This window comes from Sinorhizobium mexicanum, assembly GCF_013488225.1.
GTDB lineage: Bacteria > Pseudomonadota > Alphaproteobacteria > Rhizobiales > Rhizobiaceae > Sinorhizobium > Sinorhizobium mexicanum.
In genome coordinates this window covers 1,722,208-1,746,757 of the sequence record NZ_CP041241.1, presented here as the reverse complement: position 1 = coordinate 1,746,757, position 24,550 = coordinate 1,722,208, and the positions used below count along the sequence as shown (strand labels likewise).

At 63.2% G+C, this 24,550-nt stretch carries 26 protein-coding genes; 10 read left to right on the top strand and 16 right to left on the bottom strand.

All coding sequences use genetic code 11. The annotated features are described in order from the left end of the window. Positions 1-138: 138 nt before the first annotated feature. On the bottom strand, positions 139-1,359 hold the full coding sequence (locus FKV68_RS32080) for a CmpA/NrtA family ABC transporter substrate-binding protein (protein WP_180942926.1): 1,221 nt from the start codon (positions 1,357-1,359) through the stop codon (positions 139-141). Then, the gene (locus FKV68_RS32075; protein ID WP_180942925.1) at positions 1,360-1,953 is read right to left on the bottom strand and encodes an ANTAR domain-containing response regulator; all 594 of its coding nucleotides are present in this window, start codon (positions 1,951-1,953) and stop codon (positions 1,360-1,362) included. It lies immediately after the preceding gene. 225 nt (positions 1,954-2,178) lie between these two features. Between FKV68_RS32075 and FKV68_RS32070 the strand changes: the two genes are divergently transcribed. Continuing rightward, positions 2,179-3,135, top strand: a complete 957-nt coding sequence (locus FKV68_RS32070; protein WP_180942924.1) for a S1C family serine protease — start codon at positions 2,179-2,181, stop codon at positions 3,133-3,135. 193 nt (positions 3,136-3,328) lie between these two features. Here the strand turns inward: FKV68_RS32070 and FKV68_RS32065 are convergent, their stop codons facing one another. From FKV68_RS32065 to FKV68_RS32030, 8 genes are all read right to left on the bottom strand, one after another. Further along, complete coding sequence (locus tag FKV68_RS32065; protein WP_180942923.1) at positions 3,329-3,565, bottom strand: hypothetical protein; 237 nt, start codon at positions 3,563-3,565, stop codon at positions 3,329-3,331. Between the two features lie 122 nt (positions 3,566-3,687). Next, the gene (locus FKV68_RS32060; RefSeq protein WP_180942922.1) at positions 3,688-4,407 is read right to left on the bottom strand and encodes a TfuA-like protein; all 720 of its coding nucleotides are present in this window, start codon (positions 4,405-4,407) and stop codon (positions 3,688-3,690) included. Continuing rightward, positions 4,404-5,597 (bottom strand): YcaO-like family protein, encoded by a 1,194-nt coding sequence (locus FKV68_RS32055; RefSeq protein ID WP_180942921.1) that lies wholly within the window; start codon positions 5,595-5,597, stop codon positions 4,404-4,406. The genes FKV68_RS32060 and FKV68_RS32055 overlap by 4 nt, the downstream gene beginning before the upstream one ends. A 63-nt stretch (positions 5,598-5,660) precedes the next feature. Then, entirely contained in the window at positions 5,661-5,879 is a 219-nt protein-coding gene (locus FKV68_RS32050) for a hypothetical protein (protein ID WP_180942920.1), read from the bottom strand. A 36-nt stretch (positions 5,880-5,915) separates the two neighbouring features. Then, a complete protein-coding gene (locus FKV68_RS32045; RefSeq protein WP_180942919.1) occupies positions 5,916-7,784 on the bottom strand; it encodes an AfsR/SARP family transcriptional regulator in 1,869 nt (622 codons plus the stop codon). Between the two features lie 39 nt (positions 7,785-7,823). Further along, complete coding sequence (locus tag FKV68_RS32040) at positions 7,824-8,285, bottom strand: helix-turn-helix domain-containing protein (RefSeq protein WP_180942918.1); 462 nt, start codon at positions 8,283-8,285, stop codon at positions 7,824-7,826. A 148-nt stretch (positions 8,286-8,433) separates the two neighbouring features. Beyond that, the gene (locus tag FKV68_RS32035; RefSeq protein ID WP_180942917.1) at positions 8,434-9,057 is read right to left on the bottom strand and encodes a LysE family translocator; all 624 of its coding nucleotides are present in this window, start codon (positions 9,055-9,057) and stop codon (positions 8,434-8,436) included. Between the two features lie 2 nt (positions 9,058-9,059). Continuing rightward, positions 9,060-9,512 (bottom strand): Lrp/AsnC family transcriptional regulator, encoded by a 453-nt coding sequence (locus FKV68_RS32030; RefSeq protein ID WP_180942916.1) that lies wholly within the window; start codon positions 9,510-9,512, stop codon positions 9,060-9,062. Positions 9,513-9,699: 187 nt separating this feature from the next. Here FKV68_RS32030 and FKV68_RS32025 point away from each other — a divergent pair, with 187 nt between their 5' ends. The 9 genes from FKV68_RS32025 to FKV68_RS31985 all read left to right on the top strand — a co-directional run bounded on the left by FKV68_RS32025 (position 9,700) and on the right by FKV68_RS31985 (position 18,464). Beyond that, complete coding sequence (locus FKV68_RS32025; RefSeq protein WP_180942915.1) at positions 9,700-10,239, top strand: gluconokinase; 540 nt, start codon at positions 9,700-9,702, stop codon at positions 10,237-10,239. Positions 10,240-10,570: 331 nt separating this feature from the next. Then, positions 10,571-11,734 carry an isovaleryl-CoA dehydrogenase gene (locus FKV68_RS32020; RefSeq protein ID WP_180942914.1) on the top strand — a complete coding sequence of 388 codons (1,164 nt, stop codon included), beginning with the start codon at positions 10,571-10,573 and terminating at the stop codon, positions 11,732-11,734. Positions 11,735-11,792: 58 nt separating this feature from the next. Further along, complete coding sequence (locus FKV68_RS32015) at positions 11,793-13,400, top strand: carboxyl transferase domain-containing protein (RefSeq protein ID WP_180942913.1); 1,608 nt, start codon at positions 11,793-11,795, stop codon at positions 13,398-13,400. Between the two features lie 12 nt (positions 13,401-13,412). Continuing rightward, positions 13,413-13,796, top strand: coding sequence for a RidA family protein (locus FKV68_RS32010; protein WP_180942912.1), 384 nt, complete (start codon positions 13,413-13,415; stop codon positions 13,794-13,796). Between the two features lie 17 nt (positions 13,797-13,813). Next, entirely contained in the window at positions 13,814-15,802 is a 1,989-nt protein-coding gene (locus FKV68_RS32005) for an acetyl/propionyl/methylcrotonyl-CoA carboxylase subunit alpha (RefSeq protein ID WP_180942911.1), read from the top strand. Next, complete coding sequence (locus tag FKV68_RS32000) at positions 15,799-16,668, top strand: hydroxymethylglutaryl-CoA lyase (protein ID WP_180942910.1); 870 nt, start codon at positions 15,799-15,801, stop codon at positions 16,666-16,668. The genes FKV68_RS32005 and FKV68_RS32000 overlap by 4 nt, the downstream gene beginning before the upstream one ends. Further along, positions 16,665-17,447: a crotonase/enoyl-CoA hydratase family protein gene (locus FKV68_RS31995; RefSeq protein ID WP_180942908.1), complete on the top strand. Its 783-nt coding sequence runs from the start codon at positions 16,665-16,667 to the stop codon at positions 17,445-17,447. The genes FKV68_RS32000 and FKV68_RS31995 overlap by 4 nt, the downstream gene beginning before the upstream one ends. A gap of 81 nt (positions 17,448-17,528) precedes the next feature. Then, complete coding sequence (locus FKV68_RS31990; protein ID WP_180942906.1) at positions 17,529-17,900, top strand: DUF2384 domain-containing protein; 372 nt, start codon at positions 17,529-17,531, stop codon at positions 17,898-17,900. Between the two features lie 6 nt (positions 17,901-17,906). After that, entirely contained in the window at positions 17,907-18,464 is a 558-nt protein-coding gene (locus FKV68_RS31985; RefSeq protein WP_180942905.1) for an RES family NAD+ phosphorylase, read from the top strand. 56 nt (positions 18,465-18,520) lie between these two features. On the opposite strand, the gene FKV68_RS31980 is transcribed toward FKV68_RS31985, so the two are convergent. From FKV68_RS31980 to FKV68_RS31955, 6 genes are read right to left on the bottom strand one after another with little or no spacing between them, the layout of a single operon-like run. Continuing rightward, positions 18,521-19,042 (bottom strand): L-2-amino-thiazoline-4-carboxylic acid hydrolase, encoded by a 522-nt coding sequence (locus tag FKV68_RS31980; RefSeq protein WP_180942904.1) that lies wholly within the window; start codon positions 19,040-19,042, stop codon positions 18,521-18,523. A 40-nt stretch (positions 19,043-19,082) separates the two neighbouring features. Next, on the bottom strand, positions 19,083-20,453 hold the full coding sequence (locus FKV68_RS31975; RefSeq protein WP_180942903.1) for an FAD-binding oxidoreductase: 1,371 nt from the start codon (positions 20,451-20,453) through the stop codon (positions 19,083-19,085). Next, positions 20,453-21,562, bottom strand: coding sequence for a sulfate/molybdate ABC transporter ATP-binding protein (locus FKV68_RS31970; RefSeq protein WP_180942902.1), 1,110 nt, complete (start codon positions 21,560-21,562; stop codon positions 20,453-20,455). The genes FKV68_RS31975 and FKV68_RS31970 overlap by 1 nt, the downstream gene beginning before the upstream one ends. A gap of 15 nt (positions 21,563-21,577) precedes the next feature. Beyond that, positions 21,578-22,465 (bottom strand): sulfate ABC transporter permease subunit CysW, encoded by an 888-nt coding sequence (gene cysW / locus FKV68_RS31965; protein ID WP_180942901.1) that lies wholly within the window; start codon positions 22,463-22,465, stop codon positions 21,578-21,580. After that, complete coding sequence (cysT, locus tag FKV68_RS31960) at positions 22,455-23,312, bottom strand: sulfate ABC transporter permease subunit CysT (RefSeq protein WP_180942900.1); 858 nt, start codon at positions 23,310-23,312, stop codon at positions 22,455-22,457. Before cysT ends, cysW begins: the two co-directional genes overlap by 11 nt. 6 nt (positions 23,313-23,318) lie before the next feature. Next, positions 23,319-24,344 carry a sulfate ABC transporter substrate-binding protein gene (locus FKV68_RS31955; RefSeq protein ID WP_180941125.1) on the bottom strand — a complete coding sequence of 342 codons (1,026 nt, stop codon included), beginning with the start codon at positions 24,342-24,344 and terminating at the stop codon, positions 23,319-23,321. Positions 24,345-24,550 lie beyond the last annotated feature (206 nt).

The following is a 24,550-nucleotide window of genomic DNA, read 5'->3' as shown; positions in this document are numbered from 1 at the left end:
GCCAGTTCGGAGGATGCGCGGATTCTCATGATTTTTCAGTGATGAACCCAAAGGGCAGTGCGCTGGTGAGAGGCGACTAAGCTGTTGCTTGAATAAATTTTGCGCAGTGCACAATAATCGAGCAACGCTCGGGTGCACTCAGCGCTGGCTCGCCAGGTAGGCGTCGAGCCGGTCCGGGTCGAAGATCCGGCCGTCGAAAAAGCCGTCGGGGCCCAGAACGAGCCCTCTTTCCGAAGCGCCAACCGGCGCCGCCACGGTCAAGGCGCCTTCGACCTTCATATTGGCGCCGGGCATCGGCGCGGCGATCGGCTTCAGCGCCTGTCGGTAGATGTCGGGCCGGTAGGTGTCGCGTGCACGCTCAGCAAGCGCGGCCGAATGCGGCGTGTGTCCCCACCGCACCATCTGGCTGTAGAACCAGAGGGCGTGGCTCTGCCAGGGAAAGGTCGCACCCTTGGCGTGCGGGACAAAGAACTCTGGAATGTCGCCTGTCGCGCCATCGCCGAGCATCAGCCGGCCGGTAAGAATCGGCATCAGCATCTTGCGTGGCAGGTCGAGATAGGCAGGGCTGCTCATCAGCGCCGCGAGTTCTTCGTGATTTGCGCTTTCGCCGCACCACATCGAACTTCGGTAGAGCGCACGCAGCAGAGCGTCCAGCGCGGGGCGGTTTTCGGCGGCGAACCGGGCCGAAACGCCGAGCACCTTTTCCGGGCTCAACCGCCAGATCGACGCCTTGGCAGTAGCAATATGCCCGGCATGCCTTGCGACCGCGACGCTGTTCCACGGTTCGCCGACGCAGAAACCGTCGATGGCGCCAGCCGAAAGCGCATCGACCATCAGCGGCGGGGGAACCACGACAATCTCCACGTGGCTTTCCGGATCGATGCCGCAGCCCGCGAGCCAATAGCGCAGTTCGTAGTTGTGGCCGGAGAAGGGGTGGACGACGGCAAAACGCAGTGGCGGCGCGCCCGCGTCGCGGCGGCGTGCGACGACCCGCCTCAGCGCTGCGCCATTGGCGCTCGGGTCGGTGCCGGGGCCGGCATCTTCGGCGACCATGCGTTCCCAAAGGTCGCGCGAGACCGTCACCGCGTTGCCGCCAAGTCCGAGCGCAAAGGGCGCCACGAGGTCCAGCGACAGCGGCGTGAGGCCGAGATTGGATGCGATCGGCATCGGAGCCAGCATGTGGGCGGCCTGGAAATGGCCGACGGCGATCCGATCGCGGATATTGGCCCAGGAGGTTTCCCGGACGAGTTGCACCGACAGGCCCTCGTCGGTGATGAAGCCTTTTTCGCTGGCGGCGACCAGCACGGCGCTGTCGAAGAGCGGCAGGAAGCCAAGAGTGATGTCGGCGGTGGCAGCCATTTACAGGTCCTCCAGCAATCCCGCCGCCAGCACCAGGCTTTGTGCGATTTCGGCTAACTTGCGGTTCTGGTTCATCGCGGTCGTGCGCAGTAGCTTGTAGGCCTCTTCCTCGCCGATGCCGCGCGACTTCATCAGGATGCCCTTGGCACGGTCGATCACCTTGCGGTCCGCAAGCTCGCTGCGTGCCTCCGCCAGTTCGCGCTCCATGCGCGAAAAGGCGTTGAAACGGCTGATCGCCATGTCGAGGATCGGTTTCACGCGCTCCTGCCGCAGTCCGTCGACGACATAGGCCGAGACGCCAGCATCGATCGCCGCCTCGATCATGCTGCTGTCGGACCGATCAACGAACATGGCGATCGGCCGCTTAACCGAGCGAGAGAGCTGGAACATGCTCTCCAGCAAATCGCGGTTGGGATTTTCGAGATCAATGACGATCACATCCGGTTGCAACCGTTCGATCACCCGTCCGACACCATGGACATCGTGCACGATGCTCACGCGGTTGTGGCCGGCATCGCGCAAGCCTTCCTCGATGATCGAGGCGCGGATGGCGTTCTCGTCAATCACAAGAATGGTCAGGTCGCGGCGGGTCATGCGTCGATCATGATGCAGTGCAGCAAATTTCGCAATATATTTGCCTAAAAAATTTGCGGACTAGCTGATTGCATTAATTTGAGGCGACTGGAGCGCGGAGTGGCTCTGAATCAGTCGAGGCTTGAACCGGTCTGCAGGCCCCTCCATCTATTTTGAACAACAGTACCAAATTGTTTCGGTCCGTTGGTTCGGCGGCGATAGTCGCCGCCGTTTGAGGATCAGATCATGGGTTTCATCGACAAGGAAATAGCGCCCGTCGACGACGGCGCGCTGACGGATGCCTATTCGCATGCAATTGCCGGCGCAGTCGACGTGGTCGGCCCGGCGGTCAGCCGCATCGAGCGGGTGGGCGGCAGGGCCGGTCATGGCTCGGGCTTCGCCGTTTCTTCCGACGGGCTGGTCGTGACGAACAATCACGTCGTTGGGGATTCCAGGGCCGTTCGCATCACGACACCGGATGGCTTCGTGACGGAAGGTCGTGTGCTTGGTCGCGACGTCGACACCGACATCGCACTCATACGAGCGAACTCGGGCGTCGGCGCCTGGGCGCGGCTGGCGGATTCGAAGCGGCTACGGCGAGGCCACATTGCCATCGCCATCGGCAATCCGCTGGGCTTCGAGTGGACCGTCACGGCGGGAATCGTCTCGGCGCTTGGTCGCTCCATGCGGGCGGCGAACGGACGCCTGATGGACGACGTGATCCAGACGGATGCCGCCCTCAATCCCGGAAATTCGGGAGGGCCGCTGGTCTCGTCGGGCGGCGAAGTGATCGGGGTCAACACCGCCGTGATCCAGGGCGCGCAGAGCATCGCCTTTGCGGTCGCCTCGAACACGGCGAATTTCGTGATTTCCGAGATCCTGAGATACGGCCACGTCAGGCGGGCCTATATCGGCATCGCCGGCGATACCATCGAACTGCCGCGCAGGATCGCCCTGGCGGCGGGAACCGACCGCACCACATCGGTCCGGTTGAGAAGGCTGGAACCCGGGGGCCCGGCCGAGCGCGGCGGTCTTCGGGAAGGCGATTATATCCTGTCGATCGACGGCAAGCCCGTCGGCGGCGTGGACGACGTCGTCAGGCTGATGGACGGCGAGAGGATCGGTCAGGCGACCGAATTCCTGATCTTTTCAGTGGCGGGCAAGCTCGAAAAGAGGACATTGGTCCCGGTCGCTCGATCGTGAGCGGCCCGCGCCGATTGCCAACGAGTCCGAGGAGCTGGAGCGGATCCCAGTGGAAGCCGCTCCAGCTCCTCGCCCCTCTAAAGATCATTTCATTGTTTCATTGAAACAGTGAACGATCTAACTCTCTGAACCTGCGTAGCTTCGCCCTATGCCGCCGTTGAGTGCTGCCTGCTCTCGGGCAAGCATGCGTTGGTTAGCAGCGGCCCAAGCTGCCCAGAGCCATCAGATCGACCGTCGGAAGAACGTTCTTGTCGCTGATGTATTCGACTTCCTGGAGCAGGGAGGCCAAGGCCAATTCCAGGCAATATTGCACGCCTTCGACGTTCAATGTCTTGGCGGAGTCTCGCGCGTAGCTGACGAGGCGGGCAAGGGCCAGAAGTTCCTTCTCCTTGTCTTCCACGTCGATAGGTAGCTTGATGGATTGCTGCATGATTTTCCCCAGTGCCACTCGGGGGTCACTGCGACCCGCTTTCGCCAGCGAATATAGCGTGACTTCGGCGCCGTGGGCGTGACACGAGCGTGACACACGCTGAATGGGAAATGCAACCGATCCTACGTCTCAGGTTGATTAAGCAAAACCTTCCACATACTTGTCGATTTGAAAGCCCAGCCGGGTCTCTCGCCGCGCCGTTCGGCCGGCTGAGTCCGTACCGCGTCGAAAAGCGCGAGGGCGTCGGCGCGCTTCTGGTCGACCATCTCCTGCTGCAGCCTAGCGGCCAAGGCGGCGCGATCGCAAGCCGCCCGAAGTTCTGCACCGGCAATGATCGCAGCCCATGTGCGCCGCTTGTAGAATATCTGCCCGGCTGCCGCCTCGATCTGCGCCGCATCCGCAGCCGTAACCGAGCCGCCTTGCCTGAGGCGCGCGAGCGTTGCGCGCACATTTACCAGCGGGACCGTCAGGGGCGCATAGCCGAGCTCGGCGGGAGCGTGAAGCAGGGCCACATCCGAGTCGTCCGTGAGCTCGCCTGCGGCATACTGGCGATATATTTCTCCGATCCCTACCATTCCGAAGGGCGCACATTCAGCGGCGCGCAAGGCACCCATGCTCGCCGCGCCAAAGACCCGTACGCCTTGCGAAAGAGCGAACAGGATCTCCTTGTGCCAGACCGGCGCCACATGTTCGAAATTTCCGTCGACAAGACCGATGACCGTCGCGCCGGCGCGTGCGGCGCGCAGGATATCGCCCTGCATCGCCGGTGGATCGACCGCGAAAGCCGCACCGGCGAGTTCGCGCGCATCGGGGACGGTCGGACCGACGAAGACGATCTTCATGCCACCTCCAATGCCCAGGAAAGCGCCCGTGTGCCGAAGCGGCGCTTGCGCTCGCCGTCCGGGTTTTCCAGGTCCGGCGCGAACACTTTCACAACCGCAAAGGGCAGGCCATCGCCGAGCAAGGGCACGGAAATGACGGTCCCGATGCCAGCCTCCCGCAGCCGCTGCAGGACGAAAGACAACAGCGCGTCTGGTCCCCCCGTCGGGGTGGCATCGACGCGCGTCGGCGCTTGCGGCACAGCCTCGAACAGTTTTTGCGTCAGCTGCGGCAAAGGACGAACGAAGGTCTCCGGATAGACATCGTCGCGCGCGCCGCTGATATAGGTGAGCCTCGATTGGGCCGCTTCGGTCACCGCGCGGATGGCCGCTCTGACCGCATTCGGATGTGCCCCGTGTCCGACCGTGACATGGTGGAAAAGCGGCGCCTTCGCCGTGAGGATGTCTTTCCCGGCCACGACCGCGGTGAAGCTCGGTATGCCGACATCGCTGGTGATGTCGAAAAGGCGCAGTTCGAGTTCGGCTGCGGCAAACCTCACGGCCATCGCATCGAGCACCGGATCGCCGAGCGCCTGCGGTGCGACGCAGCGTCGAAGCCTCGTTGCCAACGGCGTGAGGCGCCACAGCACCTCCGCGTCCCGTTCGATCCGTTCCAAGAGCCCATGCAGCGTCGCTTCCGTCTCGGTGTTGCCGGAGGCGAGGCCATCGGACGATTGCCAGAACCGGCAGTTCTCGACCGTCCTGTCGAGCAGGGCGGCCTCCAGCGGAACCCATGTCGGCGCACCTCCGTCAAGGTTGCGCCCGAGAACCCACCGGATCGGCTCGTCGTCGCCAAGATCGGCTCGCGCGCTGGCGATCAGCCCCGGCAGAGACAGGGCCTGATCGCCTTCGGCCAACAGATCCCCGCGGCGCGCAACCCTCGTCGGTACGCGCGGCGCGCATGCGACGGCGCGCTCGAGCGCCTCCATGGCGGCCGAGACCTTTGCGTCGATGTCGGTTATACCCTTGCCCTGATTGATAACCAGCGACGTCGAATTCGGGGACACGGCATTCCAGACCGGTATGCCGATGCAATCCAGCCCGGTCAGCCGCGCGAGCCGCGTGATGCCGAACTCCGGCAAAAGCGGCTCGATCCGGCCGAAGGTTGTTTCGGCGGCGCAGATCCGATCGGAATAGCGGATTGACTCGGACATGGCTTTGAAGAGACGCGTTGGCGACAGCCCTTTGGCCCGCTGCCCGTCGCGCATGGCCGGCGGCTAGCCGTCCATGAAACCTCCGAAAACGGCGTCGGCAGAACTTGCCGCTGCTGCCAGATTGACGGTTTTGACGACCGTGGACCCGGCCTTACGCAATGCGTCGGCGTCCGCCAGCGCGCCCTGCTTGGGCGGGTCGATCCTGGTGACGGTCCCCGCCTTGAGATCCGCGAGCCACAAATGATCCTCTCCGGCAACGCCGAAAACAACAACTTCAGCCATCTATTACCCCCTCTTGCTCTCGCGCGGAATTGCGCCTCAAAAACCCGCCTTCTTCAAACCCTCGCGATAATGTTCCTTCTGCCATTCCTCGCGGAAGGGCACGATCGCCATCCACCTGCCGAGATCGAAATCCGGATGGACATCGAATGTCTTGCGCACGAACTGGCGTGCCTTTCTGCGGTCGCCCAGCATGCCCCAACTCGCGGCCGACAGCCGGTCGGCTGGTGTGCGATCCCGCATCCGGTCGATGTAGGCGAGAGCCTGTTCGTAGCGGCGAAGAGAGTAACTGGCACCGGCGGCGGTCCAGAAATATTCGTCCGGAGCGATCGGGTTGAGGTCGATCGCCGCCTCGATTTTCTGCAGGCCCTCTCCGGGCCTTGAGGCCTGCACGAGGGTATCGGCGTAGCTGGCGATGACATTGGCATAGTGCGGGCTGAGCTCTTCCGCCCGGTCGTGGAACTCTACGCTTTCGTCGAATTCGCGGAGGTAGAGCTTGACGACGCCGAGCTCCCTGTACCCGGAAGCAAGCGTTTCGTCCGCGGCCACGGCCTCGCGCGCATGGCTCTCGGCGAGCATCAACAACTCGCGATCGTTGCGCGCCGTCAGCAGCCATTCGACGAAATAGCTCCGAGCGAGCCCGCTCATGGCTGGAGCGAAGTCCCTCTGGCCGCCAAGTGCTTCGCGGAAGCTCTTGCGCGCCCGGCGGATCTCGGGGAGGTTGAGGTGCTTGAGATAGCGCTGGCCGAGAAGATAGCTGCGATAGGACTCGCCGTTGCGCTCGTAGGCGTGCCGGGCGGCTTCGTTCTGCTCGACCTGGCTTGCGATCGCCGAGGCGATCTGGTGCGCGATACCTCTGCGCGACCGCATCAGCCCATCGCCGACGAGATTGAACCGGTCGGCCCAGATGACTTCGTCGTTCGCAAAAAAGATCAGTTGCGCAAAGAGGCTCTGGCGGTCACCCTCATCGGTCAATCGCGTGTCGAGGATATAGCTGATGGTGTGCCGCTCGTAGGTGTTGGCCTTGTCGGCCTGAAGGCCGATCTGCGCCGCGGTATAGGGCGCGATGACACTGACCGACCGAAGGGCGCAAAGGCCGATTGTCACGTCCTCGATGAGCGAGCTTGCAAAGATCGCCGCGGCGCTATCTGCGCGCTCGGCGTTTGGCGGTAGCAGCACGAGGCGCGGCGGCTTTCTCTGGTGTTGGTCGTCCCTGACGAGGACCTCGACGGGCGCGGAGGGCTGGTTGCTGGCGATAGGCACTGACAGGCTAACGCTGTCGAAGATGACCTGCGCGTCATGGTGCCGCCCTTCCGATTCCAGCGCGCTCTTCAAGATCGCCCGGACTTCCTCGTCCGACGGGCTGCGTTCGAGCAGTCGCATTGCCGCCGACTTGAGAAGTTCGCGATGTTTGCCCGCGGCGGCGGGCGCCGCGGCAAGCAGGCTTTCCCTGAGCAGCGACATATGCCTCTCGCGCTGGCGGTTGATCCAGGCATCGAGCGCCCTGCCGTGCGATCTTGCATCCTTCAGGAAATCGTCGCGCAGCACAGTGGCAATGCGGCAGAAGCGAGCCAAAGTGTCGCCGCCTTCATCGTTCACGGCATCCAGATCGCTCGTCAAGCTGCCGGCATTGACTAGGATCGACGACTGCGAAAAGGTCAGAAAGGTTCGCCCGAGTTCCGTCTGCTGCGCGGTGATGCGGGAAATTGTCTTGCGCAGGTTGACATAGGCCTGACTGGGCTCGACTCCGTCCCAGAGCAGCCTCGCAGTTTCCGCCCGGGATTGCTCGCGATGGCCGTTGGCAATCGCAAGACACAGTATGAGCAGACCCTTCTCGGGGAAGGCGACTTCGCGGCCCGCTTCGTTAAGCAGGCGCAATCGTCCCAGAGTCTGCAACCTGTAGGTCATGCGGCCCCTCGCTGACGGTAAGGCTATTTAGTATCTAGTCTAGCCGTGCAGAGGCTCTGTGCGACGCGCTCCAGAGGTGACGCTCGTCGACGACTCCGTATCCGGTGCCTGCGCCATGGCGGCAACGAGCGAGATGATCTTCTTCCGCAACACCGGATCGGCAATCTTCAGGAACGCCCTGTTGAGCGCAATGCCTTCCTTCGACGCGACGAAGGAAGAAATCTCGTTCGATTCATGCATGTCGCCGGCACTGTCTCGTCCTGACGCCTTGTCATCTTCGCGTTGGAAAAAGAAGCTCGGGTGGACACCCAAAATATCCGCAATCGCCTGCAGACGGCTCGCGCCGATGCGGTTTGTGCCCTTTTCGTACTTCTGTACCTGCTGGAACGTGATGCCCAGGCCATCGGCCAGCTTCTCCTGGCTCAGCCCCACCATCAGCCTGCGCATTCTGACGCGAGAACCGACGAAGGTATCAATCGGGTTTGGATCCTTCTTATTCATCGCAGTGATTCTCCTCGGAACGGTTCGATCTCATCCATATAAGTTTGCTCGAATAAATGGTGTGATGCAATCAGGACGCGCCAGAATCCATGGACTGAAACACATTTTGTGATTGTGTTTGGGTTTCTATTGTGTCGCGCACAAGGCGTCAGACAAACCGTGTCGCGCTCGATGCGAGCGCGGTTATGCCGAATGCGATCAGCAGAAGCCCGGAAATGCGCGACACCCAAGCGGCGAAACTATCCGGGAGCCGTCTCTTGGCGAGCGCGACGCCGCCGCTCAAGAAGAACCACCAGGCGAGCGAACCGAGAAAGACGCCCGAGACGACAATCGCGCCCTTTATCCCTTGGCCCACCGTCGAAAGCCCGAGCCCGGCGAAGATGGCGGCGAAGGACAGGATCGTCGTGGGGTTGGCGATCGTCAGGAAGAAGGTCGCGGTCGTCGTATGAATGAGATCGCGCGCGTCGATCTCGGCGGCCGTAGCAACCGGTTTCGGCGCCAGTCCGCGCCAGCCGAGCCATATCATGAACAGGCCTCCCACCAGGCCGAGCGGTGTCGCGATTGCGGAAAGCGCAGCAGCGAATGCCGCAAAGCCGACCGCCGCGAGCATCGCGTAGGCCGCGTCGGCGAGCGCGGTTCCAAGGCCGCCCGCGACGCCGGCCCAAAAGCCGCGCGTCAGCGTACGGCTGATGCAAAGCGCGCCGATCGGCCCGACCGGGGCGGCAATGGCGAGGCCGAGCAGGAGGCCTTTTCCGAAAAGCAGTACGGACATGTCTATCGGACCTCCGGTCCAGTGAAGAGGTTATCGGCAACGGTCGAAAGCGCGATGACGGTCTCGCTGCGGGCGAGGTATCGCCGTGCTTTCAGCTCGGAGAGAAACGGCTCGATATCGCTGAGCGTCGGCATGCGGACCTTGACGCAATAGGACCATGCGCCAGTGACGTGATGGCATTCGGCGACAACCGGGTGTGCCGCCATGAACGCGCGGAATTCGGTTTCATCGGCATCGGCCGAAAGGGCGATCCAGACAAAGGCGAGAACGTCGAGGCCAAGGGCGCGATGATCCACGTCGAGCGTAAAACGGCGGATCGTGCCACCGGCAACGAGCCGGCGGATGCGCTCGTTGACGGCGGAGGGCGAGAGGTCGACCGCCGCACCGATGTCGGTCAACGACGTTCGGGCATCCTCTGCAAGAATTCCAATGATTTTTCTGTCTGTAGCGTCCATTTCAGAAAAATACGTGGAGATTTATAAAAATTCAACGGCTTTTTCTGTCATCGTCCCTTTCGAATAGAAAGCCAGCGGTCAGCGGATGCTTCAGCGGCCGGCCATGGCGCTTGCCCACCAACAGCGCGGAAGCTATGAGCGGAAGCGTAATCGCTTGCCCGCAGACAAGGATGCCAGGTTCAGGATGATGACCGACAAGAAACACCGACCCGCGGCGCCGGCGCACCGATTTCCAGGCTCGCTCGTCGTGATGGGCGTGTCGGGAAGCGGAAAATCGTCTGTGGGCGAGCGCATCGCAAAAGCCTATGGCTATCCCTTCATCGAGGGGGACGCGCTGCATCCGCCCGAGAACATCAAGAAGATGTCCGACGGCGTTCCACTAACGGACGATGACCGCTGGCCATGGCTGGCGGCGATCGGCCGGAAGCTCGCGGAAAGCTCCGGCCCGGCCGTCGTTGCCTGCTCGGCGCTCAAACTCAGCTATCGGCAGAAGCTGCGTGAAAGCGCGCCGGAGGAACTGGCTTTCGTCTATCTCCATGGAACCGAGGCGGTGTTGGCGGAGCGGATGCAGCATCGCACCGGCCACTTCATGCCGCCGTCGTTGTTAGAGACCCAGCTCGCGACGTTGGAAGATCCGACCGGCGAGGCGAACACCGTAGCGATCGATATCGACCAACCGCTGGCTGCAATCGTCGATGAAGCGCTTGCCGCTCTCGGCAAGATGTAGCCGCACGCGCTCATCGACCGTCTCGAATCGCGGTTGCCGATTGAACGAGGGCACGCCAAGCGCGAAGCATCGATCTGCCGCATGTGAGCCTTCCCCTTTCCAAATCGTGCTGCGCCGCCCGGCTCTTTGGAAGGAAATTAGCCAAGCGCGATGTTATCGTTCGCGACAAGGGCCGTGCGGCGTTACGATGCGGTGAACTAATGCGACCTTTGCGCGTCAGGATAGACGCGCGGCGCTGTCAGCGACCGTGCATCGAGGAGGATGCCCGCGAGGCCTGTTTCTGCCGGCGATGAGGAGATCGCTGCCGGGGACATGCGGAGGAGAAAAAGACATGTATCATGGTGGACTGAGTTTCGCCCTTGGCGATGACATCGACGCGTTGCGCGACAGCCTTCGCCGGTTTGCGAGCGAGCGGATCGCGCCGCTTGCGGAAGAGACGGACCGGAGCAATGCCTTTCCCGCGCCCCTCTGGCGGGAGATGGGAGAGCTCGGCGTGCTCGGCATCACCGCCGACGAGGCCTATGGCGGCGCCGGCATGGGATACCTCGCCCATTGCATCGCGATGGAGGAAATCAGCCGCGCCTCCGCCTCGGTGGGCCTAAGCTACGGTGCCCATTCCAACCTCTGCGTCAACCAGATCAACCGCAACGGCAGCCCCGCACAAAAGGCCAAGTATCTGCCGACGCTGATTTCCGGCGAACATGTCGGCGCGCTCGCCATGTCCGAACCGGGTGCGGGCTCAGACGTGGTCTCGATGACGCTGAGGGCTGACAAGCGTGGCGACCGCTACGTGCTGAACGGCAACAAGATGTGGATCACCAATGGTCCGGACGCCGACGTGCTGGTGGTCTATGCCAAGACCGATCCGGCTGCCGGCCCGCGTGGCATCACCGCCTTCCTCGTCGAAAAGGGTTTCGCCGGCTTCTCGACCGGCCAGAAGCTCGACAAGCTCGGCATGCGCGGCTCCAACACCTGCGAACTCATTTTCAGAGACTGTGAGGTGCCGGAAGAAAATGTGCTCGGCGCGGACGGTCGCGGTGTCAACGTGCTGATGTCCGGCCTCGACTACGAGCGCGTCGTGCTCTCGGCCGGGCCGCTCGGCATCATGGCGGCTTGCCTCGATGTCGTCGTCCCCTATCTCCATGAGCGCAAGCAGTTCGGCCAGCCGATCGGCGAGTTCCAGTTGATGCAGGGAAAGCTTGCCGACATGTATGTGACGATGAATGCGGCGCGCGCCTATGTCTATGCGGTGGCGGCTGCCTGCGACCGGGGCGAAACCGCGCGCAAGGACGCCGCCGGCTGCATTCTCTATGCGGCCGAAAAGGCGACCGCATTGGCGCTCGAGGCAATCCAGGCGCTCGGCGGCAACGGCTACACCAACGACTATCCGGCCGGCCGCCTGCTGCGTGACGCCAAGCTCTACGAGATCGGCGCCGGCACGAGCGAGATCCGCCGGATCCTGATCGGGCGCGAACTGTTCGCGGAAACAAAATAGACGAACGGCGGCTGCCGTTCTTCGCGCATCTTGGTCAAATCCCGTGCCTGGGGGCTTCATGACAATTTTGAGATCGCATATCTCGGCATCCTCGGACCTCTACAAGAGCAACCGTGCGGCGATGACGGAGGCCATCGCGACAGTCGAGGAAGCGGTGCGGATGGCTGTCAACGGCGGCGGCGAAACGGCGCGGGAGCGCCATGTCAGCCGCGGGAAGCTGCTGCCGCGCGACCGGGTTGCTTCCCTGATCGATCCGGGCACGCCCTTCCTGGAGGTCGGCGCCACCGCGGCGCACGGCATGTACAATGGCGACGCGCCGGGCGCCGGGCTGGTTACCGGAATTGGCCGGATTGCCGGGCGCGAATGCATGATCGTCTGCAACGATCCGACCGTCAAAGGCGGCACCTACTACCCGATAACAGTCAAGAAGCATCTGAGGGCACAGGAAATTGCCGCCGAAAACCGGCTCCCCTGCGTCTACCTGGTCGATTCCGGGGGCGCCAACCTGCCCAACCAGGACGAGGTTTTTCCAGATCGCGAGCATTTCGGCCGGATCTTCTACAACCAGGCCAACATGTCGGCTGCCGGCATCCCGCAGATCGCCGTCGTCATGGGATCCTGCACGGCGGGCGGCGCCTATGTGCCGGCCATGTCCGACGAGGCGATCATCGTCGAGGGGCAGGGCACGATCTTCCTGGCCGGCCCTCCGCTGGTGCGGGCGGCGACCGGCGAAGTGGTCTCGGCCGAGGATCTCGGCGGCGCCGACGTCCACACGCGGGTGTCGGGCGTTGCCGATCATCTGGCGCGTGACGATGCGCATGCGCTGGCCCTGGCGCGGCGCGCCGTATCAGCCTTGAACCGCGAAAAACCTTCGTCGGTGGAACTTCGTACGCCGGAGCCGCCGCTCTACGATCCAGAAGAGATCGCCGGGATCGTGCCGGCCGACCTCAGAACGCCCTATGAGATCCGCGAGGTGATTGCCCGGATCGTCGACGGTTCCCGTTTCGACGAATTCAAGGCCCGTTTCGGAACCACGCTCGTCTGCGGCTTCGCCCATATTCATGGGATCCCGGTCGGCATCGTCGCGAATAACGGCGTGCTGTTTTCGGAATCGGCGCTGAAGGGGAGCCATTTCGTCGAGCTCTGTGCCCAGCGCAAGATCCCGCTTGTTTTCCTGCAGAACATCACGGGCTTCATGGTCGGCCGCAAATACGAAACCGAAGGCATCGCCAAGCATGGCGCCAAGCTGGTGACGGCGGTCGCCACGGCAAAAGTGCCCAAGGTCACCATGCTGGTCGGCGGATCTTTCGGGGCCGGCAATTACGGCATGTGCGGGCGTGCATTTTCACCGCGCTTTCTTTGGACCTGGCCGAACAGCCGCATTTCCGTGATGGGTGGCGAACAGGCTGCCGGCGTTCTCTCGACGGTGCGCGGCGAAGCGTTGAGACGGGCCGGCACGCCGTGGAGCGAGGAGGAGGAGGCGCGCTTCCGCCAGCCGGTGCTCGATCTTTTCGAGCGGCAAAGCCATCCGCTCTATGCCTCGGCACGCCTTTGGGACGACGGCGTCGTCGATCCGCGAAAAAGCCGCGACGTGCTCGCACTGTCGCTGTCGGCCGCGCTCAACGCGCCGATCGCGGATACACGTTTCGGATTGTTCAGGATGTAGGGGAGGTGGGCCATGAAACGCGACAACATCAATGCGATCAACGCACCGCAGCCGCGTGGCGGCTACTCGCAGGCCGTCAGCATCGAGAATATTCAACGACTGCTCTTCGTCAGCGGCCAGATACCCATGACCTCCGATGACGTCTTGCCTGAGGGTTTTGAGGCGCAGGCAGGCCAGGTCTGGCTGAATATCGACGCCCAGCTCAAGGCTGCCGGCATGACCAAGGCCAACATCGTCAAGGTGACGACCTACCTCGCCGACAGGAACCACACCCTTGCGAACCGTGAGATCCGCAGCGACTATCTCGGTGCGCTGGCACCGGCGATGACGCTGGTGATTGCCGGGATCTTCGATTCCGGCTGGCTCCTGGAAGTCGAAGTGGTGGCGGCAGAATAGAAGCGGAACCGAGGGGCATGTTTTCCAAACTCCTGATTGCCAATCGCGGCGAGATCGCTTGCCGCATCATTCGCACCGCCAGGCGGCTGGGCATCCGCACCGTTGCCGTCTATTCGGATGCGGACGGCGACGCGCTTCATGTGACGCTCGCCGACCAGGCGGTGCGGATCGGCCCCGCGAACGCCGCCGAAAGCTACCTTTCGATCGACCGCGTCATAGAAGCCGCGAGGGCCGTGGGCGCTGACGCCATCCATCCGGGCTATGGCTTCCTGTCCGAAAACGCTGATTTTGCCGAAGCCGTCGAGGCCGCCGGCATCGTTTTCGTGGGCCCGCCACCGGAAGCGATCCGGGCGATGGGCCTCAAGGATGCGGCCAAGGCGCTGATGGAGCAGTCCGGTGTGCCCGTCGTGCCGGGCTATCACGGCGAACAGCAGGATCCTGAGTTCCTGGCGGCCAGGGCGGCGGAAATCGGCTATCCGTTGCTGATCAAGGCGCGCGCCGGCGGCGGCGGAAAGGGCATGCGGCGCGTCGAGCGACGAGAGGATTTCGGTTCGGCGCTGGAAGCCGCGCAGCGGGAAGCTCAAGGATCCTTCGGCGACGCCGGCGTTCTGATCGAGAAGTATCTGACCCGCCCTCGCCACATCGAGGTCCAGATTTTCGGAGACCGGCATGGCAACATCGTTCATCTTTTCGAGCGCGACTGCTCGTTGCAGCGGCGGCACCAGAAGGTGATTGAGGAGGCGCCGGCGCCGGGCATGACCGCGGAAGTGCGCCGCGCCATGGGGGACGCCGCCGTCAGGGCGGCGCATGCGATCGGCTATGTCGGCGCCGGCACCGTCGAGTTCATCGCCGACGTGACCAATGGCCTCTGGCCGGACCAGTTCTATTTCATGGAGATGAACACGCGATTGCAGGTAGAGCATCCGGTGACCGAGGCCGTCACCGGAATCGATCTTGTCGAATGGCAGCTGCGCGTCGCAGACGGCGAGCCGCTGCCGAAAAAGCAGGGCGAGATCGGTATAGACGGCTGGTCCTTCGAGGCGCGCATCTACGCCGAGGATCCGACCCGCGGCTTCCTGCCGGCGACCGGGCGGCTGGCGCACTTGAGTTTTCCGGACAGCAACGTGCGCATTGACTCCGGCGTGACACAGGGGGACGCGATAACCCCCTTTTACGATCCGCTGATCGCCAAGCTGATCGTGCATGCCGGAACACGCTCGGCGGCGCTTGCGCGGCTGCAGGCGGCCCTGAAGGAAGTCCGGATCGGCGGAACGGTTACCAATCTCGATTTCCTCATCAAGCTGACGGACGAGCAGGATTTCCGCGCCGGCAGGCCGGACACGGGGCTTATCGACCGAGCGGTCGAGCGGCTGGCGGCACCGAACGATCCGGACGACGAAGCATTGGCGCTGGCGGCAATTGTCTCCACGGGCGTCCTCCAGCCGATGACGTCCGCCGATCCCTGGGCCTCGCTCGGCTACTGGCAGATCTGGGGCGATGCCCATCGGACGATTTCCATCGATCACGCGAGCGGGCGCGCGGCCGTCACGCTCGCGTCGCGCGGACGCGATCAGTTCGCCGTTCGTGCCGGTACGAGCACCCTGCCGGTACTCGTGCTCGAACGCTTCGAAAACGGTGCGCGGCTGGAAGTGGCCGGGCAGAGGCGAACGCTTCGCTTCCTTCGGCAGGGCGAGACGCTGACATTGTTTCTCGATGGCCGGAACCTGGTGTTTCACCTGCCGGATGGGTTGGCCGGCGGACATGGCGGGGAAATTGCTGACGACGAGCTCGTCGCACCGATGCCGGGGCTCGTCAAGATGGTCCGTGTCGGCGCGGGCGAGGCCGTTGCCAAGGGCCAGCCGCTGGTGGTGATGGAGGCGATGAAGATGGAGCTGACGCTTTCGGCCTCGCGAGAGGGGACGGTCGCGAGCGTGCACGTGGCCGAGGGCACGCAGGTCAGCGAGGGTACTGTCCTCGTAACGCTCAGTGAGGAGGCCGCACAGTGACATCGTCGGCAAGCGAGCACGTCACGATCGTCGAGATGGCGCCGCGCGACGGCCTCCAGAACGAATCCCGGCTTGTCGATACCGATGACAAGATCCGGCTCGTCGACCTGCTCTCCGATTGCGGTTTCGAGCGCATCGAGGTGACCAGCTTCGTCAGCCCGAAATGGGTGCCGCAGATGGCCGATGCCCCGGCGGTGATGGCCGGCATCGCGCGGCGCCCGGGCATTCGCTACGCGGCGTTGACGCCGAACATCCGGGGCTTCGAGGCTGCCCGCGCCGCGAGCGCCGACGAGGTGGCGATTTTCGCCTCGGCCTCCGAAAGCTTCTCTCAGAAGAACATCAACTGCTCGATTGCCGAGAGCATCGAGCGCTTCCGTCCTGTCGCGGAGGCAAGCCGGCACCATGGAATTCCGATGCGCGGCTACGTCAGCTGTGTCGTCGAGTGCCCTTACGAGGGACCGATCGCGCCGGAGGCCGCCGCCCGCGTCGCACGCCTTCTTTCCGAACTCGGCTGTTACGAGATCAGTCTCGGCGACACGATCGGGCGCGGCACGCCGGAAGCCGTTGATACCATGCTGGCGACGGTGCTCGGCGACATCCCCGCGACAAAACTTGCGGGTCATTTCCACGACACGTCCGGCCGGGCGCTGGAAAATATAGCTGTCGGCCTCGACCGGGGGCTGCGGGTGTTCGACGCCTCGACCGGAGGGCTCGGCGGTTGCCCCTACGCGCCGGGCGCCGCCGGTAACGTCGATACGCTTGCGGTGAATGCGTTCCTGCAGACGAAAGGATTTTCGACCGGGCTTGACGCCGAAAAGCTCGATCGCGCCGCGGCCTTCGCCCGATCCCTGAGGAGTGCTGCATGACTGAGCAAACGATCCGGTGCACGGTCGACAAGCGGGGCATCGCCCGCCTGACACTGGCCCGTCCACAAAAGCACAACGCGTTTTCCGCCGCGATGATCGGCGAACTCACTGATGCGGCGGTCCGGCTTGGCGATGACAAGGCGGTCCGTGTCGTCATTCTCGACGGCGAGGGGAAGAGCTTTTGTGCCGGCGCGGATCTCGATTGGATGCGCCAGCAGTTTGACGCGGACCGGCAGGAGCGGATCGCCGAAGCGACGCGTCTGGCGATGATGTTCAAGGCGCTGAACGAGATGCCGAAGCCGCTGATCGCGCGGGTGCATGGCAACACTTTTGGTGGTGGTGTCGGGCTGATGAGCGTGTGCGACGCCGTCGTCGCGGCGGCGGGCGCAAAGTTCGGCCTGACGGAGGCGAGGCTTGGACTGATCCCGGCGACGATCAGTCCCTATGTCGTTGCCAGGATCGGCGAGGGAAGGGCGCGGCCGCTGTTCATGTCGGCACGGATCTTCGGTGCCGAAGAAGCGCTTGCCGCCGGTCTTGCGACGGTCGTGGTCGACGATGGACGCCTGGACGCCGCTGTCGATGCGGAAATCGCACCCTATCTTGCCGCCGCGCCACAAGCCGCCGGACGGGCCAAACGGCTGGCGCGATCGCTTGGCATGCCGATTACGGATGCAGTCATCGCGGCGACGATCGAGCAGCTTGCAGACACCTGGGAAACGGAGGAAGCCCGGGAAGGAGTCTCGGCTTTCTTCGATCGACGGACGCCCTCCTGGCAGTAATGAGCAAATGCTGCGCTTGAAATGATCGCGGATTGAGCTTACTTTATCTGTGTATTGATCAAATCAAGATCGAGTTTTGCCATGGTCGCCCTCAACCTGGAAATTCCCGCCGCCCGCTTCGGGGAGGATCACTCCCCGTTTCTGTCGGCGCGTCTCGTCGCCGACCGTCTGGGCGTAACGCTTGCCGAACTCGCCAAGCTGATTGGCGTCGCGCGGAACACGCTGACGGCCAAGACGGGTGCCCGCAAGGTCGATAGCGCATTGAGCAAGGTCGTCCGCATCCTCGCCATGGCTTCCGAAATGGCGGGTGACGAGGCCCGTGCCGTCATCTGGTTCAAGCACCAGCCGATTCCCGGCTGGGCCGGAAAGACGGCGTTCGATCTCGTCGGCGAAGGCAAGGCCGACAAGGTTCTCGCTTACCTGGAAGCTGTTCGCGCCGGCGTCTACGCCTAGAGCGGGATGAGGAAAAGTGTGAGCGGTTTTCCGTCCGCATCCCGCTCCAACTTAGAGCCGCCTGCCGAGCCGATGCCGCTCTGGCGCGCCTTCGTGCCGCGGTGGGCCCATGTCCCGCTTTCCGGCGAAGGCGCGGCGCGCTTCGGCGGCAGATGGAATCCGGTGGGCATGCCGACGATCTATGCCGCGCGCGAACTTTCGACGGCCTGGGCGGAATACAATCAGGGTTTCGTGCAGCATCCGGCGCTGATCGTGCGGCTCGAGCTTTACGATGCGCTGCTTGCCGATCTCACGGACGCCAATGTTCTTGCGGAGCTTGGCCTGACGGATGCCATCCATCGATGCGAATGGCGAGACGGCCTCGACAGGGGCGTGGTGCCGCAAACCCACGAGGTGCAGGCGGATCTCTCGGCCCGGGAGTTTCATGGCGTGATCTACCCGTCTTACATGTCGCCCGGCGGCACCTGCGTCGCGCTCTGGCGCTGGAACGGCGCGGGTGGGCCACGCCTTGAGGTCATAGATCCGGAAGGCAGGCTGCCGAAATCGCCGGCCTCCTGGCTCTAGAGCGGGATGACGAAAATATGCGCGGTTTTCCGTGCGCATCCCGGTCTGCGCAACGCCTATTTGGAGGACGGTTCCGCGGTCTTGTTGAGGCGATATTTGAAGTCGCAATGGGATGCGCCCTGCATCACCGTCTGGGTGCGCTCCAGCTTGATGCGCGGATCGTAGCCCGTGCAGAATACGCCGTCCCGGTTACAGGACAGAAGATGCCCGATATGCCCGAGACCCATTTCCCGATAGGTCTCGGCGTAGCGACAGCGCAGCACATTGTAATGGAACTCCTCGTCCGTCGCGCGGACGACCTCGATCGTCAGCGCGTCGTCCTGGGTCCAGAGATCCTGCAACTCCTGAAACGTCCGCAGACTGGTTCCGCCGGGCGTTTTTGCGGCAAAGGCCTTGCCGGCGTCGATGGCAGCGCGGGTGATCGCGGTATCGATGATGGATTGGGCGAGCGCCTCACCGATCTTCTCGCGCATGACCTCATAGATCGGCGCGATGATCCCCGCCTCGATCTTGCGTCTGGCAAGAATGCCGAGCTCTCCGTCCATTGCCGATCTGGAGTCGCTTTGTTCGTCGGTCATGTGCCGGTCCTTTCACTGGTGCAGGCGCCGCCTCTTTGCGTTAGCGCAGCACTTTGCCGGGATTGAGGATGCCGTTCGGGTCGAGGGCATGCTTGATACGGCGCATGACGTCCAACTCGGCCTCGCTGCGGGAGTGGTCGAGGAAGTCGCGCTTCAAGGTGCCGATCCCGTGTTCGGCAGAGATCGATCCGTCGTAGGCGGCGACAAGCGGGTAGACGATCGCATCGACCTGATGCGCGGTCTCCTGAGCCGCGTCCGGAACGGAAAAGGCGATATGGAGATTGCTGTCGCCGACGTGGCCGAAGAAGGAGACATGTGCCGGGGGGAACCGGGCGGAAAGCGCCCTGCCGCATTCCTCGGCAAAGCGGCCGATATCGCCGATCGGCAAACTGAGATCGAGATTGACGAGGGAAGGCAGCAGCCTGTCCATGGCATGGCCTTCACGCACGCGCCAGAAGGCCTGGGCCTCCTTCTCCGACTGGGCGACCAGCGCATCGCCGATCAAGCCGTCTTCAAGGGCCTGTCCGAGGAAGGCCTCAAATTGCTCGCGTTCGCCGTCCTGTCCGCGGCTGTCCTGTTCGATGATCGCGGCGAAGGCCGGAGAGGTTTCGAAAAATTGCCGTCCTTCCGCCTCGCAATTGAAGCGGAAGTAGCTCTCCCACATGGCTTCGAACGCGGAGAGACCGGAAAGCGCCCGCTGAGCGCGCTTCAGCAAGGCGACGACGTCCGCGTAGCTGTCGAGCGCACAAAGTGCCGTCAGCCGTCCGGCCGGCAACGGGCGCAGGCGCAGCACGGCGCGGGTGATGATGCCGAGCGTGCCCTCCGAACCGATGAAAAATTGCCGGAGGTCGTAGCCGGTATTGTTCTTGATCATCTTGTTGAGCGAAGAGACCACCGTGCCGTCGGCAAGCACGACCTCGATGCCCAGCACATTGTCACGGGCGACACCGTTGCGGATGACGCGGATACCGCCGGCATTGGTGGCGAGATTGCCGCCGATCTGGCACGAGCCGCGTGCGCCGAGATCTATCGGGAGCAGGAAACCCGCATCTTCGGCCGCGCGTTGCGCGACTTCAAGCGGTGTGCCGGCAAGTACGGTCATCGTCGCGGCCGCCGCGTCGATCTCCTCGATGCCGGAAAGCCGCTCCATCGATATGACGATGTCGCAGGCGGCGGGGTTGGCGCCGCCGGCGAGTCCTGTCATGCCGCCTTGCGGCACCACGCTTTGACGATGGCCGTCGCAAATCCTGAGTGCTGCGGCAACCTCCGCCACGCTTGCGGGGCGAAGGACGGCCTTGGGCAGGCTGCGTCCGGTAAGGCTGGCGTCGCTGCGATGGCGTTCCGCGATCCGGTCGCCGGTCAGCACGACCGCCTCGCCGAGCGATCGCGTCAGATCTTCGATAACCGACATTACGTGCCCGTGCGCGCCAGTTCGCCGGTGGGAATTTCGACCCTCGGCTTGACTTCCGGCAGCGCTTCGTCCTTGCGGAAGAGCTTCCATTTGGTCGGCCTGAAGGCGATGCGGGCGTGATCGGCCGCGGTCGCGCGCTCCGGCGGCAGCTCGATCTCCACGGCCGGGTGCGTACGGCCGAGATCGAGTTCGAGATGGCGCGTTCCGGCCACGCGGCGGCTGCCTGTCACGAGGCCAGCCAGACAGCCGCCGCAGCCATCGATGAGCTCGATGTCATGCGGGCGGAAGTAGAGGGTGGCCGAACCGTCGGGTTCGCTCGCTGCGCGCAATCCGATCGGTCGGTCTTCAAACCAGATTTCGCCACTGGAAAGCGTCACGTTGAGGCAATTGGACTGGCCGATGAAGCCGTAGACGAAAGGCGAGACCGGATAGTCGTAGATTTCGTCGGGGGTTCCGACCTGTTCGATCGCGCCATTGCTCATCACGACGATGCGGTCGGCAAGCTCCAGGGCTTCCTCCTGGTCGTGGGTGACGAAGATCGTGGTGTGGCCGGTTCGGTCGTGGATCTCCCTGAGCCAGCGTCTCAACTCCTTGCGCACCTGGGCGTCGAGCGCTCCGAAGGGCTCGTCGAGCAGCAGCACGTTGGGCTCGACCGCCATGGCGCGCGCGAGTGCCACGCGCTGGCGCTGGCCGCCGGAAAGCTGGGCCGGATAGCGCTTTTCGAGGCCGGAGAGCTGCACGAGATCGAGCAGATCGAGGGCCCGGCGGCGGATTTCGGCGGCCGGCGGCCGACGGTTGGCAGGCCGTACCTTCAGCCCGAAGGCGACGTTGTCAAGCACCGTCATGTGCCGGAAGAGGGCATAGTGCTGGAAGACGAAACCGATGTTTCGCTCCTGTACGCTCTTCTTCGATGCATCCTCGTCGCCGAAGAAGATCATGCCTCCGGTCGGGCTCTCGAGTCCGGCGACGAGCCGCAGCAATGTGGTCTTTCCCGAGCCGGACGGGCCAAGCAACGCGATTAGTTCGCCGGACCGAATATCGAGCGACACGTCGTCGAGCGCCGGGAAGCGGCCGAATTCCTTGCGTATGTTCTGGACGCGGACTTCCATGGATGTCTGGACCTTTCAATGCCTGCGGCTGGCAGCGATCTCGTCGCTGTATCGAAGTTCAAGTGCCGTCTTCAGGACGAGCGTTACCAGCGCCAGGAGCGCAAGGAGCGCCGCCACTGCAAAGGCGGCGACGAAATTGTACTCATTATAGAGGATTTCCACCTGCAACGGCATGGTGTTCGTTTGGCCGCGAATATGGCCGGAAACGACGGAGACGGCACCGAACTCACCCATGGCGCGGGCGTTGCAGAGAAGTACGCCGTAAAGCAGGCCCCATTTGATGTTGGGCAGCGTCACATGCCAGAAGGTTTGCCAGCCGGTGGCGCCGAGCGACAATGCCGCTTCCTCGTCGCTGGTACCCTGTTCCTGCATCAGCGGGATGAGTTCGCGCGCGACGAAGGGGAAGGTGACGAAGACAGTTGCAAGCACCAGCGCAGGCACGGCAAAGAGGATCTGGATGCCATAGCGTTGCAGGATAGGGCCGAGCAGGCTGTGCGACCCGAAGAGCAGCACGAAGACAAGGCCCGAAATCACGGGCGACACCGAGAAGGGCAGGTCGATCAAGGTCGTCAGGAACGCCTTGCCCTTGAACTCGAACTTGGCGATCGCCCAGGCGGCCGCCACCCCGAAGACGAGATTGAGCGGCACGGCGATCGCGGCAACCAGCAACGTCAGGCGAATGGCGGAAAAGGTCTCCGCGTCACGCAGCGCCGAGAGGAACTCCGCCGGTCCCTTGCGGAACGCCTCGATAAACACGGTGGCAAGCGGCAGCAGCAGGAAAAGCGCGACGAAACCGAGAGCAACCACGATCAGCGTCATGCGTGCGAACCGCGTCTCCGAGGTCGCCGCCCTCACCAGATTTGATGGCGCCGCAATCGACGCGGAACCGACATCATGCGCCATAACCGTATCTCCGTCTGCTCCAGGACTGGATCGTGTTGATGACCAGCAGCATGATGAAAGAAAGGAGCAGCATCACCGCGGCGATCGCGGTTGCCGCCGGATAGTTGAACTCCTCAAGGCGAATGATGATCAGGAGCGGCGCGATCTCCGAGACGTAAGGCAGGTTGCCGGCGATGAAGATGACGGAGCCGTATTCGCCGACGCCACGTGCAAAGGCGAGCGCGAAGCCCGTCAGCCCGGCCGGAAGAAGGCCCGGCAGCAGAACGCGGCTGATCGTCTGAAAGCGGCTGGCGCCAAGCGTTGCGGCCGCTTCCTCCACCTCCTTGTCGATTTCCTCCATGATCGGCTGAACCGTTCTGACCACGAAGGGCAGGCCGACGAAGACGAGGGCCACGACGATGCCGGCGGGCGTGAAGGCGATCTTGATGCCGAGGGGTGCAAGAAGCGAACCGATCCAGCCGTTCGGTGCATAGAGCGCCGTTAGCGCAATGCCGGCAACCGCGGTCGGCAGCGCGAACGGCAGATCGACCATGGCGTCGATGACGCGCTTTCCGGGAAACCGATAGCGAACGAGCACCCAGGCAAGCACGACGCCGAAAAAGAGGTTGATTACCGCGGCCACGAAAGCAGTGCCGAAGCTGATCGTCAAAGCGTTGACGGTCCGCTGGTCAGATGCCAGGGCGAAGAACTTCGACCAGCCAAGGCCGCTCGAGCGCCAGATGAGCCCGGAAAGCGGAATGAGTACGATGAGGGTGAGCCATGTCAGCGTGACGCCGAGCGCCAATCCGAAACCCGGAATGACGCTCGGCTGCCGAAACTGCCATCGCCTGCTGCTGCGAAAGGCCATGAAATATTATTGTCCCGGCTTGTAGATCTGGTCGAAAATTCCGCCGTCGGCGAAGAACTTCGGCTGAGCTTCCTTCCAACCGCCGAATTCGTCAATAGTGACCAGCTTCACATCCGCAAAGCGCGCCGTGTCCTTGGGGTCCGCGAGCTCCGGCTTGAAGGGCCGATAGTAGTGCTTGGCGGCCAGCTTCTGGCCGACATCGCTGTAGAGGTAATTCAGGTAGGCTTCGGCCACTTTTCTCGTGCCCTTGCTGTCGACGTTGCCGTCCACAAGTGCGACCGGCGGCTCGGCCTTGATCGAGATCGATGGCGTCACGATCTCGAAATTGTCTGGTCCAAGTTCTTCAAGCGAGAGGTAGGCTTCATTTTCCCAGGCGAGCAGCACGTCGCCGAGGCCCCGCTGGACGAAGGTTGTCGTCGCGCCGCGTGCGCCCGTGTCGAGAACCGGCACGTGCTTGAACAACTGCGCCACATACTCCTGCGCCTTGGCATCGTCGCCGCCATTGGCGGCCCGTGCCCAGGCCCAGGCTGCAAGGAAGTTCCAGCGCGCACCACCCGAGGTCTTCGGGTTGGGGGTGATCACCTGGATGTCTTCCTTGACGAGATCGCCCCAATCCTTGATGCCTTTGGGATTGCCCTTGCGAACGAGGAAAACGATGGTCGAGGTGTAGGGAGAGCTGTTGTTTGCGAAGCGGGTCTTCCAGTCGGCCGGAATTTTCCCGCTCTCCTTGGCGATCGCGTCGATATCGGCTTCAAGCGCCAGCGTCACGACGTCTGCCTCGAGGCCGTCGATCACCGACCGCGCCTGTTTGCCGGAGCCGCCATGAGAGGTCTGGATCGTCACCGTCTCGCCGGTATCGGCCTTCCATTTTTCGGCGAAGGCCGCATTGACTTCCTTGTAGAGCTCCCGAGTGGGATCATAGGAAACGTTCAGGATCGTTGTATCCGCTTGAGCGAGGCCAATGGAGCCAAGCTGCAGGCTGCCGACCACAAGCGCTAGTTTCATCATTCCGGTAAGTCTATTCGAGCCCATATCGCCCTCCATCCTTTGCCAGATAAAACTATCAATTTAATCGACTACTACAACGCAAACTTATGATGCTCCGCACGCCGTTTGTGAAATGTTCTGTCGCCAATGTGGCGTTTGCGGAAATTCTTTGCTCGCTTGGTTCTCCTGTCCGGGTCTCCGGGGCCGCAAGATAGCACGACATTTTAGAGCGGCGCCATATATCGCGGCCG